Genomic DNA, 17,317 nt, shown 5'->3' with positions numbered 1-17,317 from the left:
CCCCGGGACGCCGCGGCGCCGTGCCCCCGCCCGACGCCGACGCACCCGTGCCCGCCCTGCGCAAGTTCGGCCGCCGCGCCCGCATCATCGAGCTCAGCGACCAGCCCGCCCCGGAGCCCGTCGGCGCCCCCGCGCCCCGCGCCGCGGAGGCGGAGATCGTCCGCGACAGCGACGGCGTCGAGCTCGGCGAGCTCTCCGTCACCGACGCGCCCGATCCGCGCCCCGCACCGCGCTTCGACGGCAAGGTGCTCCACCGCCCCGAGAGCGCGGGCGGCCGCCGCCTGCTGTGGCTGGTGTGGGTGCTGATCGCCCTCGCGCTGATCGCGCTGGTCGCCCTGCTGCTGACCGGCGTGCTCTCGCCGTCGGAGGCCTCGGCCTCCGCCACCGCCCTGCTCGATACGACTCCCGCCCACCTCGTCCTGGAGGACCCCGCAGCGTGACCGCTCCCGAAGAATCCCTCGACCTCGCCCGCGTGGCCGGCCAGGCCGCCGCCGACAAGCTCGCCGAGGAGGTCATCGGCCTGGACGTCTCGGAGCTGGTGGTCATCACCGACGTCTTCCTGGTGTGCAGCGGGGACTCCGAGCGCCAGGTCTCCGCGATCGTCGACGGAGTGGAGGAGGCGCTGCTGACCGAGCGCCGCCGCAAGCCGCTGCGCCGCGAGGGCGAGCGTGACGCGCGCTGGGTTCTGCTGGACTACGGCGACATCGTCGTTCACGTCCAGCACGCCGAGGACCGCGCCTTCTACGCCCTCGAGCGGCTGTGGCGCGACGCCCCCGTGCTCGACCTCCGGATCGACGAGGGCCGCTCCGAGTGAGGCCCGCCCATCGCACCCGGCTCGTCCTCGTGCGCCACGGCCAGACCGAGCACAACCGGGAGGGCCGCCTGCAGGGACAGGTCGACATCCCCCTGAACGAGAACGGCCGTCACCAGGCCGAGACGCTCGCCCGCACCGTCGCCGCCTCCCCGCCCGACGTCATCGTCTCCTCGCCGCTGTCGCGCGCCCGCGACACCGCCGGGGCGATCGCGCGCGCCTGCGGGCTCCAGGTCACCACCGACGAGGCCTTCCTCGAGCGCAGCTTCGGGCGGTGGGAGGGTCTGCGCGGGGAGGACATCCGCAGCCGCTGGCCCTCCGAGCACGCCGATTGGCGCGCCCATCGGCTGATCACGGGCCTCGACATCGAGGACCGCCCCGAGGTGGGCGAGCGCGTCGCCGCCGGCTGTCGCCGCCTGCTCGAGGAGAACCCCGAGAGGACCGTCATGGTCGTCGCCCACGGCGCGGCGATCACGCTCGGGATCACCGCCCTGCTGGGTCTGGACATGCGCGGATTCCGCGGCATCGCCGGGCTCGAGAACTGCCACCGCTCGGTGCTCGAGCCGCTCCATGCGGAGCCGACGGAGGGCCTGATGAGGTTGCTGTCACACAACCTGCCTCCCGATTTCACCTGAGCGGGGAAGCGGGGTATTCTCGACGAGTCGCCTGATGGGGCGGCACCCGATACGGGGCTATGGCGCAGTTGGTAGCGCGCTTCCATGGCATGGAAGAGGTCAGGGGTTCGAATCCCCTTAGCTCCACTCGAGAATCTCGTGAGACAGTGACTCGTCAGAAGGGCCCCGGCAGAGCCGGGGCCCTTCTGCTGTGCCGAGAGGCTCAGCGCACCGGTTGGCGCAGGATCGCGCGCAGGGGCTCGGCCGCGCGTCGGAGATCTGCGCCCCAGGATCCGGACGCGTTCAACGCCGCGGTGCGGGAGCTGCTGGACGCGCTCCGAGCTTCCCCTCCTCGACGATCAGGCCGTGCAGCTCCGCCAGCTCCGGCACGGTGAAGGCCGCCTCCTCGAGCGCTGGGACGAGCGCACGGGCGAAGGCCCGGTATGTGCCCGGGACCTCGGCGCCGCGCTCGCGCAGGACCCGCCGCGCGTACTCGTCACAGAGAAAGGCGGGCCGGGAGAAGCAGTACAGCGAGATCGCATCGGCCGTCTCCTCGCCGACGCCCTCGACGGAGAGGAGCTCTCGGCGCAGGGCGGTGTCGTCCAGCCCGTCGGCGGCCTCGGCGCGGTCTGCCCACCAGGTGGCGAGCGCGGTCACACGGCGGGGCTTCGTGCGCGGGAAGCCGGCCGGACGGACCAGCTCCCGCACGTGGTCCTCGTCGGCCGACGCGAGCCGGGCGGGCTCCCGCAGTCCGGCGGCGGTGAGCGCGTCGAGGGCCTGCGCCGCCTGCTCCCAGCGGGAGCGCTGGACCAGCACCGCCCCGAGCGCGATCTCGAAGGGCTCCTCGCCGGGCCACCACCAGCCCAGCGGGCCGTGGCGGGCGAGCAGCTCGCGGTGCAGGGCGCGCAGGTCGATCATGCGAGGTAGGTTGTCACGTCCTCAGGGGCGACCGCGAGATGCACCGCCATGCCGGGGGCGAGACGCCGGGTGGCGGCGTCCTGCGGGGCCAGGTCCGCGGCGAGGTCCTCGGTGCGCACCCGGACCAGGTCGCCGTGCGGGGTCAGGGAGCGGACGGTGCGGGGGAGCCCCTGCTCGGCGAGGCGCACCGCGGCGGGACGGAAGGCGACGAGCACCGCGGTGCCGGAGCTGAGAGGGCTCTGTGCAGCGAGGCGGCCGCCGCTGTCGAGCTCGATCCGGTGCCCGTCCCATCGGCCCGCGACGAGGTTCAGCCCCGCCAGCCGCGCCGCGAAGGCCGAGCGCGGCCGGGCGAGGACCTCGGACGTCGGCCCCGCGTCGACCTCCCGGCCCTGCTCGAGAACCACGACGCGATCAGCGAGCGAGAGCGCGTCGAGCACGTCGTGAGTGACGACGATCGCCGTGCGATCGGCGAGGAATCCGCGCAGCTGCTCGCGCAGCGCAGGCGCGACGTCGACGTCCAGCGCCGCCATCGGCTCGTCCAGCAGCAGCAGCCGGGGATCCGCCGCGAGCGCCCGGGCGATCGCGACCCTCTGAGCCTGACCGCCGGAGAGCTGGGCGGGGCGGCGGGCGGCGAGTTCGGCGACACCCATCTGCTCGAGATGCACCTCGGCCCGTCGACGCGCCTCCCGGCTCGGGACGCCCTGGGCCCGCAGCGGGAACATCACGTTCCCGAGCGCCGAGAGGTGCGGGAAGAGCACCGGGTCCTGGCTCAGGGTGGTGACGCGGCGGTCGTGCGGCGGCACCCAGGTCCGGTCGTCGGCCAGGATCCGGCCGTCGAGGGAGACCGAGCCGGAGCTGGGGCGCAGGTCCCCGGAGATCAGCGACAGCGCGGTCGACTTCCCCGCGCCGTTCGGGCCGACGACGGCGAGGGTCTCGCCGTGTCCGACCTCGAGGTCGAGCTCGACGTCGCGCTCGGCGACGGCGGCGCGCAGCACCAGGCTCATGCGCTCCGCCTCCGGTGTGCGAGAGCGATCACGACGATCGCGACGAGCATCAGCACGCAGGAGAGCGCCACCGCTGCCTCCGGATCGCTCTCGCGCTGCAGGTAGATCTCCAGCGGAAGGGTGCGGGTGGTGCCCTGCAGGGAGCCGGCGAAGGTGATCGTCGCGCCGAACTCGCCGAGCGCACGGGCGAAGGAGAGCACGGTGCCCGACAGCAGGGCGGGCAGCACCAGCGGCAGCGTGACGTGGGTGAGGACGCGGGAGGGGCGCGCCCCGAGGGAGGCGGCGGCCCGCTCGTAGCGGGTGCCGGCCGTGCGCAGCGCCCCCTCCAGGCTGAGCACCAGGAAGGGCAGGGCCACGAAGGTCTGCGCGAGCACCACCGCGGTGGTCGAGAAGGCGATCTGCACCCCGAGCAGCTCCAGATGCCGACCCAGCAGGCCCTGCCGCCCGAAGGTGTACAGCAGCGCGATGCCCCCGACCACCGGCGGCAGCACCAGCGGGATCAGCACCAGGGAGCGGAGCAGCGGCATGCCGCGGCCGTCCGTGCGGGCGAGCAGCAGCGCCATCGGCACGCCGAGCAGCACGCACGCCGCGGCGCTGGTCAGCGAGGTCTGCAGGCTCAGCCGCAGCGCCGCGAGCGAGGACTCCGAGGTGATCAGGGCCCAGAAGTCGCTCCACTCGACCCGGAGCGCCATCGCCGCGAGCGGCAGGACGACCAGCAGCGCGCCGAGCCCGGCCGGCAGCAGGATCCAGCGGGGGAGGGTCCTCATGCGCCGCCGAAGCCGTATCCGGCGAGGACCTTCTGGCCCTCCTCGCCAGTGACGAGGTCGACGAACTCCTGGCCCAGCTCCGGGTTCGCCGAGCCGTCGACGGTGGTGATGGGGTAGGTGTTCACGGCCTCCTGCGCCTCGGGGAAGTCGATCCCCTCGACGGCATCGCCGGCCTTCTCCACATCCGTGACGTAGACCAGGCCCGCGTCGGCCTCGCCGCTGGTGACCTTGTTCAGCACGTCCGTGACGGACTGCTCCTCGCTGACGGGGGCGAACTCGAGTCCCGCCGCCTCCTCCACCGTCTCGGTCGCCGCGCCGCACGGCACCTCCGGCGCGCAGACGACGAGGTTCAGGTCGCCGGTGAGGGAGGCGAGATCCGTGACTCCCGCGGGGTTCCCGGCCGGCACCGCGATCCTCAGCGTGTTCGTGGTGAAGTCGACGGGATCCGCCGCGTCGAGGCCGGCGTCGGTGAGCTTGCCCATGTTCCTCGTGTCCGCGGAGGCGAAGACGTCGGCCGGGGCGCCCTGCTGGATCTGCTCGACCAGCGTGGAGGAGCCGGCGAAGCTGAACTCGACCGTGACATCCTCGTGCTCGGACTCGAACTGCTCGCCGAGCTCCTCGAAGGGCTCCTGCAGGGACGCGGCGGCGAAGACGTGGAGGGTGGCCGGTGCGGCGGCCGGGTCCTCGGCGGCACCGCCGGAGCCGCAGGCGGCGGCGGTCAGCGCGATCGCCGCGGAGGCGGCCGCGGAGCGGAGCAGGGTCTTCATGACGGCTCCGCCTCGATCACGACCTGCGTGGCCTTCACGACGGCGCTGGCGACCTTGCCGGGCTCCAGCCCGAGCTCCCGGGCGGCCTCGCTGCTCATCAGCGAGACGACGCGGAACGGACCGCACTGCAGCTCGACCTGCGCCATCACGGTGTCCATCACGACCCGGGTGACCAGGCCCGTGAAGCGGTTCCGGGCGGAGGAGGCGGTCGCGCCGTGCAGCTCGGGCGTCACCGCCAGCTCCCGGGCGAGGCGCGCGACCTCGACCCCCTCGAGCACCTTCCGGCCGCTCGCGTCGTGGGACGCCTCGAGGCTCCCCTTCTCGATCCACCGTCGCACGGTGTCCTCGCTCACCCCGAGGAAGGTGGCGGCATCGCGTACCCGCATCTGCGTCATGAGGACCACCATAGCGGCGCAGATGCGGGTGCATGAAACGGAAGTCCTCAGGCGACGAGCAGCACCCCGCCGAGCGCGACCGAGGCGACGAGCACGGTCGAGAGCGCGGCGAGGAGGAAGGGGCGCGGTCCCACCTGCTTCAGCAGCGAGATCCTCACCCCGGTGCCGAGCGCGAACATCGCCGCGGCGAGCAGGAGGGTCTGAAGCAGCGACCCTGCCTCGAGCACCGGCTCCGGGAGCGGCACGAAGGAGCGCACGAGCACCATGGCGAGGAAGCCGACCACGGACAGCTGCACCAGCGGCGGCTGCTTGCCGTCCTTCGCGCCGTGCCGGCGCTGCTGCATCGACATCACCGCCATCACCGGCGCGAGCATCAGCACGCGGGCGAGCTTCACGACCACGGCGACGGTGAGCGCCGCGCCCCCGCCGATAGCGCCCCCCGCGGCGACGACCTGGGCGACCTCGTGGACGGAGGCGCCCGCCCAGAGGCCGGCGGTCTCGCCGTGCAGGCCCATCAGCGCGGCGGCCGCGGGCACCAGCACGATCATCAGCGAACCGCACAGCACCACCAGCGCCACGGCCGTGACGGTGTCCTCTTCGCGCTCGTCGTCCGGATCCGTGACGCCCGCGGCCGCCGCGACCGCCGCCGCGCCGCAGATCGAGAACCCGCAGGCGATCAGCACGGTGAGGTGGCGGCCGACGCCGACGAGCCGGCCCAGCAGCACGGTCCCGAGGATCCCGACCCCCACCACCACGACCACGACCAGCAGCATCCCGATGCCGAGGGAGGCCAGGTCGCCGAGCGCGACCTGCAGTCCCAGCAGCACGATCCCGGCGCGCAGCAGCTTCTTCGAGGCGATCGCGAGACCCGGCGCCGCGGCCCGGGGGAGCGGGACGACGTTCGCGAGCACCACGCCGACGACGAGCGCGAGGACCAGGGCGCTGATCCCCGGCAGCAGCGGTGCGACGAGCATCGAGACGATCGCGACGCCGAGGGCGAGCGCGAGGCCCGGCAGGATCGAGGGGTTCGGAGGCGTCGAGGGCGTCGATGTCGAGGGGGCGGTGCCGGAGGGGAGGGTGCGTGAGGGGGTGGAGGGCATGAGGTCCACGGTTCCACCGCCTCTGACCTGCCGGTAGTCGGCAGTTCACCAGCAGGGCATATAGTTCTGATATGCTATCCTCGTTGCCGAACCTGTCGGCCCTCGCTCTGTTGGTGGCCGTGGTGGACGAGGGCGGGCTCGGCGCCGGCGCCCGGCGCACCGGGATCCATCAGCCCAATGCGAGCCGGATGATCGCCCAGCTCGAGGCGCAGGCGGGCACCGCCCTGCTCGAGCGCGACCCGCGAGGCTCCCGTCCCACCTCCGCTGGGCTGCTGTACGCGGCACAGGCACGGCAGCTGCTCGAGGCGGCCGAACAGTTCTCCGACTGGCTGCGGCACAGCCGCGAGGAGGACGTGCAGGAGCTGCGCGTGGGGGTGTCGATGACGATCGCGGAGCACCTGATGCCCGCCTGGCTGGCCGAGCTGCGCCGCCGCAGCCCGCGCACCCGGGTCGACCTCGAGGTGCTCAACTCCACCCAGGTCCTCGCCGGGGTGCACGACGGGCACCTGCGGCTCGGCTTCGTCGAGACGCCCCGTCTCCCGCGGGACGTGCACACGTTGACGCTGCGCGAGGACGAGCTCGTGGTGGTCGTCGCCCCGGAGCATCCCTGGGCGCTGCGCGAGGGGCCGCTCGAGCTCGACGAGCTCGCCTCGACCCCGCTCGTGGTGCGCGAGGGAGGGTCCGGCACGCGCGACGCCTTCGAGGAGCTGGTCCCCGCGGCGGGCGGGACCCCGCCCGTCCAGGAGCTCGGCAGCAACGCCGCCGTCCGCATCGCCGTCGCCTCGGGCGCAGGGCCCGCGGTGCTCAGCATGCTCGCCGTCCGCTCCGGGCTCGAGAGCGGGCAGCTGCTGCGGGTGCCGTTGGCGGGCTCCCGTCTGCGCCGCCCGCTGACCGCGGTGTGGAACGGGCCCCGCCGGCTCAGCGGCGCGGCAGCGGATCTCGTCGCCGTCGCGACAGCAGCCACGCCGCCGCTCCGGTGATCGCACCGCGCAGCGCGCCCGCCGCCCGGCCCGAGGGCGCGGCCGGGGTAGGTTCGGAGGCGACATCGAGAGCAGGAAGGGTGCGACATGCCGATCCTCACCAACACCGCGGAGCAGCCCGAGCGGCCGCGCCGCGGCGCCGTCTGGTCCATCGCCGTGCCCGAGCGCGAGCTGGACTCCAACCTGATCCGAGTGCCCGCGGGGGAGGAGATCCCCGCCCACATCGGCGCCGAGGTGGACACGCTCGTTCACGTGGTGCGCGGCGAGGGCGTGCTCACGACGGAGGACGGCGAGGAGCCGATGCGCGCCGGGGACGTCGCGCTGCTGCCCCGCCGCACGGTGCGCGGGTTCCGGGCGGGGGAGGACGGACTGGAGTACCTCACCGTGCACCGGCGCCGCCGGTCGCTGACGATCCAGGGGCCGCGAGACTGAGCGCGATGCAGCGGACACCCGCGTCCGGACGTGACGCAGCAGCGGCGCGTGGCGCTGTTCGACGTGACGGAGCAGGTCAGAAGGGTGGCGGATCCTTGTAGGGAGAACTGCCGGGCTCCTCACCTCGCGCAGCCGGCTCGCTCGGGGCGGGAGGCCCCTTCGGAATCGGCGATCTCGGCGGTGACGGCGGCGGTGACGTCGGCGGTGGTGGTGATGGTGGCGGCGTTCGTCGTTCGACGAAGGCCCGCCAGGCGCGGTCGAGGTCCTCGACGGCGAGTCGTGTGCCGAGGTCGATGTCGTCGGCCGTGATGACCTGCTCGCCGCGGGTGCCGATCCGCCAGCGGGTGCGTCCCGGGCCGCGTCCCTCACCGGGCTGCGGCGCGCTGACCGGGACGGGGAGCCTGGTCGGGTCGAGATCGCCGGCGGTCTTCGCCTGATGGTGCTGCCAGCACAGCAGGTGGAGGTTCTCGAGCTCGGTGCGACCACCTCGAACGGGGGCGGCGTGGACGAACTCCTCGATGTGGTCGGCCTCGGAGGCCCAGGAGACCGGTCGTGTGCAGCCGGGGACCGCACAGGTCGAGCTGCGCAGGCGGAGATGCTCGAGCATGGCCTGTGTCGGCGGATAGCGGTCCGGGGGCAGTGGCAGGAAGGCGCCCGTGCACGCATCGGTGAGGATCCGATACCAGACGCTCTCGCCGCCCGCGATCTCCCGCGCGACCGCAGGAGGGAGCGGGATCGTGCCCTCGAGCATGCCGGGGGCGTCGGAGAGGCCCAGCAGGGTGAACACCGGCACGGTGACGTTCAGGCGGAAGCGCGGTGCGGGCACGCGCACGCCGTCGGTGTCGAACTCGGCGTTCAGCATCAGGTCGTAGCGGAGCCGGTCGAGCGGCACGGGGCGCTGGGTCGCGCTCGCGATGCCGTCTAGGTCATAGGGGATCTCGGTCCCCTCCCGCAGGGCGTGACGCTGTGCGGCCTGGATCGCGTGCGCGGTCTCGTCCAGGCGCTTCCAGAACGCGAGGACCTCGGGGATCGGGCCGCGCAGCGACGCCGCTCCGGTCCCGGCGCGCCTGTCAGGGGCGAGCTCGACCTCGCGCGGCAGAGCCTCCTCCGGAGCTGACGGGTCCTGCTCGCGCTCGGCGAGCAGCCGCACCAGCGCACGCAGCAGGGTGAGGAAGCGCTCGACGGGGATATCGGCGGGCCAGGCGGTGAGCGCCGCGTCCAGCAGCCTCCGGGAGTCGTCGCCGAGATCCTCCGACTCGCGCAGTACCTTCTGGAACCACCAGCTGGGCAGCGCACCCGCCTCCAGGCGTGCGAGCGTGCGCGGCAGCTGGTCCACCGCGCGGTGCGCCGCCAGGAGCTCTCGGTGCGCGGCGCCGTTAGTCACCCGCAGCGCCATCGCGGCGCGGAGGGTGTCCACGTCGTCCGCGCAGTCCCCGCCCTCGGACTCGATCAGCGCGGTGAGGGCGCGGAGGCGCGCGGCCAGGGCGCGGGCGCTCGCCGTCTCGGCGTCCCAGACCCGCTGGGCCGCCTCGCCGAGCCGTACGTCCTCCTCGCAGCCGGAGCGTGCGGGGAGGTCCTCCCGCGTGCGCGACGCGCGGGCACGGACGACGCGCAGACGTGAGGGGAGGGAGTCGAGGAAGGCGAGGGCGACCGGGTCGAGGGCCGCCGAGTCGAGGGCGGAGCGGTCGACATCGGCGCGGTGGGTGTCGTCGTCGCCGGCGCTCGCCGGTGTGCTCGTCGCGCTGCTCATGTCCCCACCTCCTCCGACGGCTTGGAATATCTCGAGACTACGGCGTCGGTGTGACAGAAGAAAGGTGTGTGGATGAGTTTCGGATGTTTCCCGGGGGTATCCACAGAATGGTGTGCGCGGGGTGTGGACAAGTGAGGTGTGGGGAGGGGAGGTCGCGCGCGGGGGAGCGGGATCGGGGGCGCCATCCACATTCTGAGCTGGGAGTACGTCGTCCGTCGGGGGTGGGGTGTAGGGCGTGTCGTGTGGGGGTGTGGATCGAGTCTTCTTGTTGTTCCTTCAGCGTGTATTAGGCGGAATCGCTCTCGAGGTTCGATTGTAAAATGCATTCGAACTCTTTCGGGGAATAGTTGTCGAGTAGCGCGGGAAGGTGTCACGCGATCTTGCGCGGCCCATCGTCGGGTCGCGCGCAACGGCCCCCGCTCGCGCATCCTCCCGCCCTCCGTTCTCGTGTCCTCCCGTCGTCCACCCGCCGCGGCGCACCCACACCGCACCACACAGTTCGCGCGTCCTCTCCACGACCAGGCAGACTGGGGGCATGGCTGACCCACAGGATCCCCGCGTCGCGGTCTATCTCGATTTCGACAACATCGTCATGTCCTGGTACGACCGGGTGCACGGACGGCAGGCGTACAGCCGCGACCGCCAGCGCATCGCGGAGGACCCCACCGAGCCCGAGATCGCCGAGCGGCTCGCGAGGGCGACCGTCGACGTCGGCGCCGTGATCGACTTCGCCGCCTCCTTCGGGTCCCTCACCCTCACCCGCGCCTACGCGGACTGGTCCTCGCCGGTCAACGCCGTCTACCGCAGCCAGCTCGTGGCCCGCGCCGTCGACCTCGTCCAGCTGTTCCCCGCCGCGGCCTACGCCAAGAACGGCGCTGACATCCGCCTCGCCGTCGACACCGTCGAGGACCTCTACCTCCTGCCCGACCTCACCCACGTCGTGATCGTCGCCGGGGACTCCGACTACGTCCCCCTCGCCCAGCGCTGCCGCCGCCTCGGCCGCTACGTGCTCGCGCTCGGCGTCGCCGGCTCCACCGCGAAGTCCCTCGCCGCCGCCTGCGACGAGTTCGAGTCCTACGAGAACCTCCCCGGCGTCGAGCGGCCCTCCGCCCCCGCACGCTCCCGCTCCCGGCGCCTCGGCGGCGGGGACGAGGAGGGACGCGGGACCACGCGCTCCCGCAGCCGGCGCGGCCAGGGCGGCGCCGACAGCACGGACGGCACCGACGGCGCAGAGAGGACCGAGAACACCGAGAGCTCCACCGGCTCCGAGAGCACCGAGAACAGTGGCGGCTCCGGCTCGCGCCGCGGCGGCCGCGGTCGGCACAGCGGCGTCGACAGCAGCGCGAGCACCGCCTCGCAGGAGATCGAGGACCGCCTCGACGACACGCTCGAGGACGAGGGCGAGGAGGACCCCCGCGAGTCGGCCACCCGCCTGCTCGAGCGCGCCCTCCAGCTCGGCGGCCGCGGCGACAGCGAATGGCTGCACAGCTCGGCCGTGAAGTCCCACATGCGCCGCATGGACCCCTCCTTCAGCGAGAAGGCCCTCGGCCACCGCTCCTTCTCCGAGTTCCTCAAGGCGAACTCCGACATCGCCGTGCTCGAGGAGACCGGGCACGAGCGCCTCGTGCGCGCCAAGGACTGACGGGGACCGACGCGCCATGACGACACTGCTCTCCGACGCCCTGGCCGGACGCACCGTCATCACCGCAGTGGACCGGCGCTCCGAGGAGCTCGCCGCCGCCCTCGAACGGCACGGCGCCCGCGTCGTGCCCGCCGCCGCGATGTCCACGATCCCGCACGTCGACGACGAGACGCTGCTCGAGCGCACCCGAGCTCTGGTCGCCGCGCCGCCGGACGCGACCGTCGTCCTCACCGGCGTCGGGATGCGCGGCTGGCTCGAGGCGGCCGACGCCGCCGGGCTCGGCGAGGACGTCCGCGCCGCGCTCGGCGCCTCCCGCATCCACTCCCGCGGCACCAAGGCCCACGGCGCGGTGCGCGGGGCGGGGCTGGACAGCGTCTACGTCGCGGCCTCCGAGACCGCGGCCGAGCTCGGCGAGGAGCTGCTGCGCACGGGGGTGGACGGTATGCGGATCGCCGTCCAGCACCACGGCTCCGGCGACGACGGGCTCGACGAGCTGCTCACCGCGCACGGCGCCGAGGTGGTCAGCCTGACCGTCTACCGCTGGGGGCCGCCGTCGGATCCCGCCGCGCTCACCCGCGCGGCCCGGCTCGCCGGCGCCGGAGGGGCCGACGCCGTGCTGTTCACCTCCGCGCCCGGCGCGACCGGCTGGCTCGATGCGGCCGCACGGGCAGGGAGCCTCGATGCCGTGAGGGAGCGCGCCCGGGCGGGCGAGCTGGTGCTCGCGAGCGTCGGCCCCGTGACCTCCGCGGCGCTGACCGCCCGTGACCTGCCCGTCCTGGAGGCGGAGCGGGCGAGGATGGGCTCCCTCGTGCGCACCGTCGTGCAGCACTTCGCTGAACTCTCCTGACAGCAGGAGGCGGGGAGAGGAATACTGGGGCGCCCGGCACAAGGAGGTCGTCCGATGAACATGTTCCTGTGGATCCTCGCCATCGCCCTCGCCGCGGTCTTCGTGGCCAGCGGCGCGATGAAGCTGCTCGCGCCCCGCGAGCAGCAGATCGAGAAGACCCCCTACGCCGAGGACTTCCCCCACGGCGTCATCCGGGGGATCGGCGCCCTGGAGATCCTCGGCGCGCTCGGCCTCGTCGTCCCCGCCCTCGCCGGCATCGCCACGATCCTGGTGCCGCTGGCGGCCGCGGGACTCGCGATCACCATGGTCTTCGCCGCGCTCGTGCACGCCCGGCGCGGCGACCCGTTCCGCGCCATGCTCCCCTCGATGCTCCTGGCGCTCGGCTCGGTGGTGGTGGCCTGGTCCCGCTTCGGCCCCTACCCGCTGTGAGCCCCTACCCGCTGTGAGCTGAGCCCGTCCGGCGCCCCGCCCGCAGCAGCGCTCGCAGCGCGAGCCCGACCAGCAGCGCCCAGAACGCCGCGCTGATCCCCGCCACCGCGATGCCCGAGGCGGCGATCAGCACCGTCACCCCGGCGGGGAGCTGCTCCTCGGGCTCCGCGAGCGCGGAGCGCAGCGAGGCCACGAAGGTGCCCAGCAGCGCGAGCCCCGCCACCGCCGGGATCACACCCTCCGGGGCGAGCGCGATCAGCTGCGCGAAGGCGGTCGCGCCGAGACCGCACAGCATCAGCACCACGCCCGAGGCGGTCGAGGCGATCCAGCGCCCCTGCCGATCCTCCCCGGCCTTCGGCCCGGCCGCGAGGGCGGCCGTGATCGCCGCGAGGTTCACGCCGTGCCCGCCGAGCGGCGCGCCAATCATCGTGCCGAGACCGGTGGTCACCATCGACGCCCGCCACGGCACCTCATAGCCGAGGCTCCGCATCACCGCCACGCCCGGCACGTCGTCGGCAAGTCCGTCACCGCCCGCTCGGTGCTGGGGCTGCTGCCGGAGACGGCGGAGGCCGACGGCACCGTCCTGGTCTCCGGCACCGACGTCGTGCGCCTGACCGCCGCGCAGATGCGCCGCCTGCGCGGCGAAGAGGTCTCGATGATCTTCCAGGAGCCCTCCAGCGCCCTGAACCCCGTCTTCCCGATCTGGTGGCAGATCGGGGAGGGGCTGCGCGCCCATCGCGGGCGGATCTCCCGCAGGGAGATCCGCGCCGAGGCCGTCCGGGCGCTCGAGTCGGTGGGGATCCCCGGCGCGGCCGAGCGCATCGACCGCTACCCGCACGAGTTCTCCGGCGGACAGAAGCAGCGCATCATGATCGCGATGGCGCTCGCGCTCGGCGCCGAGCTGATCGTCGCCGACGAGCCCACCACCGCCCTCGACGTCACCGTCCAGGCCGAGATCCTCGACCTGCTGCGCGACGTGCGCGACAGCTTCGGCACCTCGATCATCCTGATCACCCACAACATGGGCGTGGTCGCGGATCTCGCCGACTCCGTCGCCGTGATGCACCACGGCCGCGTCGTCGAGCGGGCCCCGGCGACGGAGCTCTTCGCGGACCCCCGCGAGGAGTACACGCAGAAGCTGCTCGCCGCCCTGCCCCACCTGGGCCGGGACTCCGCCTGGAGCGCCCTCGAGCCCGCCGCGCAGCAGGCGCTCGAGGAGGCGGAGCCGCTCGTCGTCGCCCGCGACCTGGTCGTCGAGTACCCGGGCCGGCTGGGCCGCGCCCCCTTCCGCGCCGTCAAGGGTGTGGACCTCACCATCCGCCGCGGCGAGGTGTACGGCCTGGTGGGGGAGTCCGGCTCCGGCAAGACCACCATCGGCCGCGCCATCGCGGGGCTCGAGCGCACCACCGGTGGGAGCCTCGCCGTGCTCGGGCACGAGATGCGCGAGATGCGGGAGCGGAGCTTCACCCCGCTGCGGCGGCGGATCGGCTTCGTCTTCCAGGACCCGGCCACCTCCTTCAACCCGCACCTGACGATCGAGCAGTGCATCGCCGAGCCGCTCGTCGTCCACGAGCAGCAGCTCGACGCCGCCGAGCGCGGCCGCCGCGTGCGCGAGCTGCTCGAGGCGGTGGAGCTGCCGGGCGACTACGCACGGCGCTACCCCCACGAGCTCTCCGGCGGGCAGCGCCAGCGGGTCTCCCTCGCCCGCGCGCTCGTCCTCGGCCCCGAGCTGCTCGTCGCCGACGAGCCGACCAGCGCCCTGGACGTCTCCGTGCAGGCGACCGTGCTGGACCTGTTCCGCGAGCTGCAGCAGCGGCTCGGCTTCGCGGCGCTGTTCATCAGCCACGACCTCGCCGTCGTCGACTCCCTCGCCCACCGCATCGGGGTGCTCTATCGCGGCGAGCTCGTCGAGGAGGGGCACGGACCGGACGTGCTCCAGCGACCCCAGCACCCGTACACACGCCGCCTCATCGCCTCCCTGCCCGTCCCGGACCCGGCCGAGCAGGCGAGGCGGCGCGAGGCGTACGCGCAGGAATGGGGGAGCGGACGCGAGGAGGGCTGAGGAGGCGGGCCGGGCGAGTTCACCCGGAGTTCAGGCCCGCGTCCCGGAGGCGGGGGAAGGACGTCATGCCGGCGGGGTTCGGTAGGAGAGCCCTCATCCCTCCCCGAGACAAGGCACCCCATGACCCCCTCGCCCCTGTCCCCCTCCCGGCGCGGCCTGCTGCGCACGTCCACCGCCGCCGCGGTGGCGGGCCTCGCCACCGCCGGCGCGGCCGGCGCCGCGAGCGCCGCGCCCTCTGCCCCTTCAGGGAAGGACGGCATCGTGCGCAACCGGCTCCGCTTCCGCGAGGACGGCACCTTCACCGTCGTCCAGTTCAACGACACCCAGGACGGACCCCGCACCGACCGCCGCACGATCCAGCTGCAGGAGGCGGTGCTCGACGACGTGCAGCCGGACTTCGCGCTCATCAACGGCGACGTCATCAACGGCTCGCCCACCAGCGCCCTCGAAGCGAAGCAGGCGATCAACAACGTGGTGCGGCCGATGGAGGACCGCGGCATCCCATGGGCGCTGACCTTCGGCAACCACGACGAGGACTCCACCCCCGTCACGGGGCTCGACGAGAGCGCGTACATCGACTTCGTGCGCCAGTACCCCCACAACCTCAACACCCCCGGCGCCGCCGTCACCGGCACCGGCAACCAGGTCCTCACGATCCGGCCCCGCCGCGACAGGGGCGAGGCCTTCGCACTGTGGCTGCTTGACTCCGGCCGCTACGCCCCCGAGCAGATCGCCGGGCAGGACTTCGAGGGCTACCCCGACTGGGACTGGCTGCGCCCCGACCAGGTGCAGTGGTATCTCTCCACCTCCGCCGCGCTCGAGCGGCGCAATCGCGGCCTCGTCCCGGGGCTGGTCTTCCAGCACATCGCCCTGTGGGAGCACCGCTTCGCGTGGTTCGCGAGCGTCGACGCCCGCACCGAGGCTGATCACGCCCGCGCGGTCCAGAAGCACTCGATCGTCGGGGAGCGCAACGAGGACGAGTGCCCCGGCCCGTTCAACTCCGGCATGTTCGCCGCGATGCTGCAGCGCGGAGACGTGAAGGGCCTGTTCGTCGGCCACGACCACATCAACACCTATGTCGCAGACTACTACGGCATCCAGCTCGGCTACGCGCCGGGCACCGGCTTCGGCACCTACGGCCTCGGCGGCGCCGAGGACCACCGCCTGCGCGGCGCCCGCGTGTTCCGCCTCGACGAGAGCGTCGAGGGGATCTACGCCGGGACCGAGCTGCGCCACGCGGCGGACTACGGCATCGACCTCACCGCCGGCACCCAGCCGGGCGAGCCGGCCGAGTTCCCGGGCGGGGTGAGCTGACCTTCAGCTCCAGGTGACGGGCAGCTCCGGATCGGCCATGTCCACGTTCGGGATGCCCATGCCGCCGCCCAGCCACATCTCGCACCGGCCCTTCTGGCCGTCCTTGGTGCACTCGATGGTGGTCTCGACCGCACCGACTGAGGTGCCCTCGACGTAGGTCGGCTCGTCGGAGGAGGGGGTCGCCTCCATGGTGTCGATCGTGCGCTGCGTGTCCTCGGAGATGGTGCGCTCCACGGTGTTCTCCACCATGGTCCAGCCGTCATCGCTCGTCGTCGGCACCGGGGTCATCCCGCAGCCGGCCTCGAGGGTGGTCTGCTCCAGGCAGGCCTGCACCGCCTCGTCCACCGCGCCGCGGAAGGCCGTCTGCCCCTCCTCGGTGAGCGTCGCCTCCGGCCACTCGAGGGAACTGGCCAGCTCGCCGACGAGCAACGGATCGGTCGAGGTCAGCGCGAAGTGCTCGGCCCCGAGGGCGACCTCGTAGCCGCCGGGCATCAGGGCGATGGGCTCGCCCGCGGTCACCTCGGCGCCGTTGACCGTCAGTCCCAGGCCGTCGAGGCCGTCCGGGACCTGGGTCATCGTGTGGCCGCCGGTCAGCTCCATCACGCCGTCGTCGTCGTAGTCGTGCACGCGATACGTGTCGGAGACGGTCTCGTCACCCACCGTGAAGGTCACCGGCACCTCGCCCTCGGCGAGGCCACCGTCGTCGATGACCGGGGTGCCGAGCTCGACCCCGGTGATCGGCGCGGCCTCGAGGGCGGCTGTGTACGCCTCGACGGGCAGCGGCGCGGCGCCCATGTCCTCGTTCACCGGGTTCAGCTCCAGGGCGGTCGCCGCGTCTCCTGCGGCCAGGGCATCGAAGTAGTCCGCCACCAGCGCTGTGGCCTGCTCCTGCGGGGGGAGGTCCGCCGCGCCGGTCTCCCCGCCGCCGCCCCCGGAGTCGCCGCCGCGCACTGCGAAGTAAATGATCAGCGCGATCACGACCAGGATCACCAGCAGGCAGCCGCCCCCGGCGAGCACGCCGGCGATGACCAGGTTCTTGCGGGCGGAGGACTGCGAGACCGGCTCCGCCGGCGGCGGGGTGAAGTGCTGAGGGCCCTGCGGCCCTCCCTGGGCAGGGCCCTGGGGCGGCGTCGGTGCGGTCATGGTGGTTCCCCCGGAGTCGTTCGTGGACGCGTGTCCGCAGGGTAGTCGGGGCGGTGCTCAGCCGGCGTCGGCGCCCGAGAGCGCCTCGAGGACGCTCTCCCCGTACTCGGCGAGCTTCTTCGCGCCGACGCCGCTGACGGCGCCGAGCTGCTGGATGGACTGCGGCGCCGTCTCCACGATCCCGACCAGGGTCGCGTCGGAGAAGACCATGTAGGGCGGGATCTGCTTCTCCTTCGCGACCGAGGTGCGCCAGGCGCGCAGCGCCTCGAAGCGCTCCCGCTGGGCCGGTTCGAGGGTCTCGGCGGCGCGGGAGGCGCCGCCGGCGCGTCGGCCGCCGCCGCG

Annotated in this window: 19 protein-coding genes, 1 tRNA gene and 1 pseudogene; 11 read left to right on the top strand and 10 right to left on the bottom strand. The window is 73.4% G+C overall.

The window, feature by feature from the left end; translation table 11 throughout:
• From HMPREF3159_RS01115 to HMPREF3159_RS01100, 4 genes are all read left to right on the top strand, one after another.
• A partial coding sequence (locus HMPREF3159_RS01115) for a hypothetical protein (protein WP_070499201.1) occupies positions 1 to 440 on the top strand: 440 nt, incomplete at its 5' end.
• Positions 437 to 814 (top strand): ribosome silencing factor, encoded by a 378-nt coding sequence (gene rsfS / locus HMPREF3159_RS01110; protein ID WP_070499197.1) that lies wholly within the window; start codon positions 437 to 439, stop codon positions 812 to 814. The genes HMPREF3159_RS01115 and rsfS, both read left to right, overlap by 4 nt.
• Positions 811 to 1,446, top strand: a complete 636-nt coding sequence (locus HMPREF3159_RS01105) for a histidine phosphatase family protein (protein ID WP_070499195.1) — start codon at positions 811 to 813, stop codon at positions 1,444 to 1,446. The genes rsfS and HMPREF3159_RS01105 overlap by 4 nt, the downstream gene beginning before the upstream one ends.
• 53 nt (positions 1,447 to 1,499) lie before the next feature.
• A tRNA-Ala gene (locus HMPREF3159_RS01100) sits at positions 1,500 to 1,572 on the top strand.
• A 156-nt stretch (positions 1,573 to 1,728) separates the two neighbouring features.
• Here the strand turns inward: HMPREF3159_RS01100 and HMPREF3159_RS01095 are convergent.
• From HMPREF3159_RS01095 to HMPREF3159_RS01070, 6 genes are read right to left on the bottom strand one after another with little or no spacing between them, the layout of a single operon-like run.
• Entirely contained in the window at positions 1,729 to 2,343 is a 615-nt protein-coding gene (locus HMPREF3159_RS01095; RefSeq protein ID WP_070499193.1) for an endonuclease III domain-containing protein, read from the bottom strand.
• Positions 2,340 to 3,347 carry a sulfate/molybdate ABC transporter ATP-binding protein gene (locus HMPREF3159_RS01090; RefSeq protein WP_070499191.1) on the bottom strand — a complete coding sequence of 336 codons (1,008 nt, stop codon included), beginning with the start codon at positions 3,345 to 3,347 and terminating at the stop codon, positions 2,340 to 2,342. Before HMPREF3159_RS01090 ends, HMPREF3159_RS01095 begins: the two co-directional genes overlap by 4 nt.
• Complete coding sequence (locus HMPREF3159_RS01085) at positions 3,344 to 4,114, bottom strand: ABC transporter permease (protein WP_141748014.1); 771 nt, start codon at positions 4,112 to 4,114, stop codon at positions 3,344 to 3,346. The genes HMPREF3159_RS01090 and HMPREF3159_RS01085 overlap by 4 nt, the downstream gene beginning before the upstream one ends.
• Positions 4,111 to 4,881: a molybdate ABC transporter substrate-binding protein gene (modA, locus tag HMPREF3159_RS01080; RefSeq protein WP_070499190.1), complete on the bottom strand. Its 771-nt coding sequence runs from the start codon at positions 4,879 to 4,881 to the stop codon at positions 4,111 to 4,113. Before modA ends, HMPREF3159_RS01085 begins: the two co-directional genes overlap by 4 nt.
• Positions 4,878 to 5,276, bottom strand: coding sequence for a TOBE domain-containing protein (locus HMPREF3159_RS01075; protein ID WP_070499198.1), 399 nt, complete (start codon positions 5,274 to 5,276; stop codon positions 4,878 to 4,880). The genes modA and HMPREF3159_RS01075 overlap by 4 nt, the downstream gene beginning before the upstream one ends.
• A 47-nt stretch (positions 5,277 to 5,323) precedes the next feature.
• Positions 5,324 to 6,385 (bottom strand): YeiH family protein, encoded by a 1,062-nt coding sequence (locus HMPREF3159_RS01070; RefSeq protein WP_070499188.1) that lies wholly within the window; start codon positions 6,383 to 6,385, stop codon positions 5,324 to 5,326.
• A 62-nt stretch (positions 6,386 to 6,447) separates the two neighbouring features.
• Here HMPREF3159_RS01070 and HMPREF3159_RS01065 point away from each other — a divergent pair, with 62 nt between their 5' ends.
• Both HMPREF3159_RS01065 and HMPREF3159_RS01060 read left to right on the top strand, forming a co-directional pair.
• Complete coding sequence (locus HMPREF3159_RS01065) at positions 6,448 to 7,356, top strand: LysR substrate-binding domain-containing protein (RefSeq protein ID WP_070499187.1); 909 nt, start codon at positions 6,448 to 6,450, stop codon at positions 7,354 to 7,356.
• 87 nt (positions 7,357 to 7,443) lie between these two features.
• Complete coding sequence (locus HMPREF3159_RS01060; RefSeq protein ID WP_070499186.1) at positions 7,444 to 7,788, top strand: cupin domain-containing protein; 345 nt, start codon at positions 7,444 to 7,446, stop codon at positions 7,786 to 7,788.
• A gap of 76 nt (positions 7,789 to 7,864) precedes the next feature.
• On the opposite strand, the gene HMPREF3159_RS17310 is transcribed toward HMPREF3159_RS01060, so the two are convergent.
• On the bottom strand, positions 7,865 to 9,538 hold the full coding sequence (locus HMPREF3159_RS17310) for an HNH endonuclease signature motif containing protein (RefSeq protein ID WP_070499184.1): 1,674 nt from the start codon (positions 9,536 to 9,538) through the stop codon (positions 7,865 to 7,867).
• 535 nt (positions 9,539 to 10,073) lie between these two features.
• On the opposite strand from HMPREF3159_RS17310, the gene HMPREF3159_RS01050 reads away from it, so the two are divergent.
• From HMPREF3159_RS01050 to HMPREF3159_RS01040, 3 genes are read left to right on the top strand one after another with little or no spacing between them, the layout of a single operon-like run.
• On the top strand, positions 10,074 to 11,180 hold the full coding sequence (locus HMPREF3159_RS01050) for an NYN domain-containing protein (RefSeq protein ID WP_070499183.1): 1,107 nt from the start codon (positions 10,074 to 10,076) through the stop codon (positions 11,178 to 11,180).
• A 16-nt stretch (positions 11,181 to 11,196) separates the two neighbouring features.
• Positions 11,197 to 12,027, top strand: a complete 831-nt coding sequence (locus HMPREF3159_RS01045; RefSeq protein WP_070499181.1) for a uroporphyrinogen-III synthase — start codon at positions 11,197 to 11,199, stop codon at positions 12,025 to 12,027.
• A gap of 54 nt (positions 12,028 to 12,081) precedes the next feature.
• Positions 12,082 to 12,456: a DoxX family protein gene (locus tag HMPREF3159_RS01040; RefSeq protein ID WP_070499179.1), complete on the top strand. Its 375-nt coding sequence runs from the start codon at positions 12,082 to 12,084 to the stop codon at positions 12,454 to 12,456.
• A gap of 4 nt (positions 12,457 to 12,460) precedes the next feature.
• Here the strand turns inward: HMPREF3159_RS01040 and HMPREF3159_RS01035 are convergent, their stop codons facing one another.
• Positions 12,461 to 12,955: a benzoate/H(+) symporter BenE family transporter gene (locus tag HMPREF3159_RS01035; protein ID WP_256374502.1), complete on the bottom strand. Its 495-nt coding sequence runs from the start codon at positions 12,953 to 12,955 to the stop codon at positions 12,461 to 12,463.
• Between the two features lie 15 nt (positions 12,956 to 12,970).
• Between HMPREF3159_RS01035 and HMPREF3159_RS01030 the strand changes: the two are divergent.
• Positions 12,971 to 14,518 (top strand): annotated as a pseudogene (locus HMPREF3159_RS01030) (dipeptide ABC transporter ATP-binding protein); the annotation flags it as partial.
• Between the two features lie 120 nt (positions 14,519 to 14,638).
• The gene (locus HMPREF3159_RS01025) at positions 14,639 to 15,832 is read left to right on the top strand and encodes a metallophosphoesterase family protein (protein ID WP_070499177.1); all 1,194 of its coding nucleotides are present in this window, start codon (positions 14,639 to 14,641) and stop codon (positions 15,830 to 15,832) included.
• A 3-nt stretch (positions 15,833 to 15,835) separates the two neighbouring features.
• Here the strand turns inward: HMPREF3159_RS01025 and HMPREF3159_RS01020 are convergent, their stop codons facing one another.
• Positions 15,836 to 16,975: a hypothetical protein gene (locus tag HMPREF3159_RS01020; protein ID WP_070499176.1), complete on the bottom strand. Its 1,140-nt coding sequence runs from the start codon at positions 16,973 to 16,975 to the stop codon at positions 15,836 to 15,838.
• 57 nt (positions 16,976 to 17,032) lie between these two features.
• Positions 17,033 to 17,317, bottom strand: a 285-nt coding sequence (locus HMPREF3159_RS01015; protein ID WP_210388810.1) for an HRDC domain-containing protein, incomplete at its 5' end; no start/stop codon positions are given.

It is taken from the genome of Brachybacterium sp. HMSC06H03 (genome assembly GCF_001807385.1).
Taxonomy (GTDB): Bacteria; Actinomycetota; Actinomycetes; order Actinomycetales; family Dermabacteraceae; genus Brachybacterium; species Brachybacterium conglomeratum.
The sequence above is the reverse complement of the archived record's forward strand: the minus strand, read 5'-3'. Positions and strand labels throughout refer to the sequence as shown.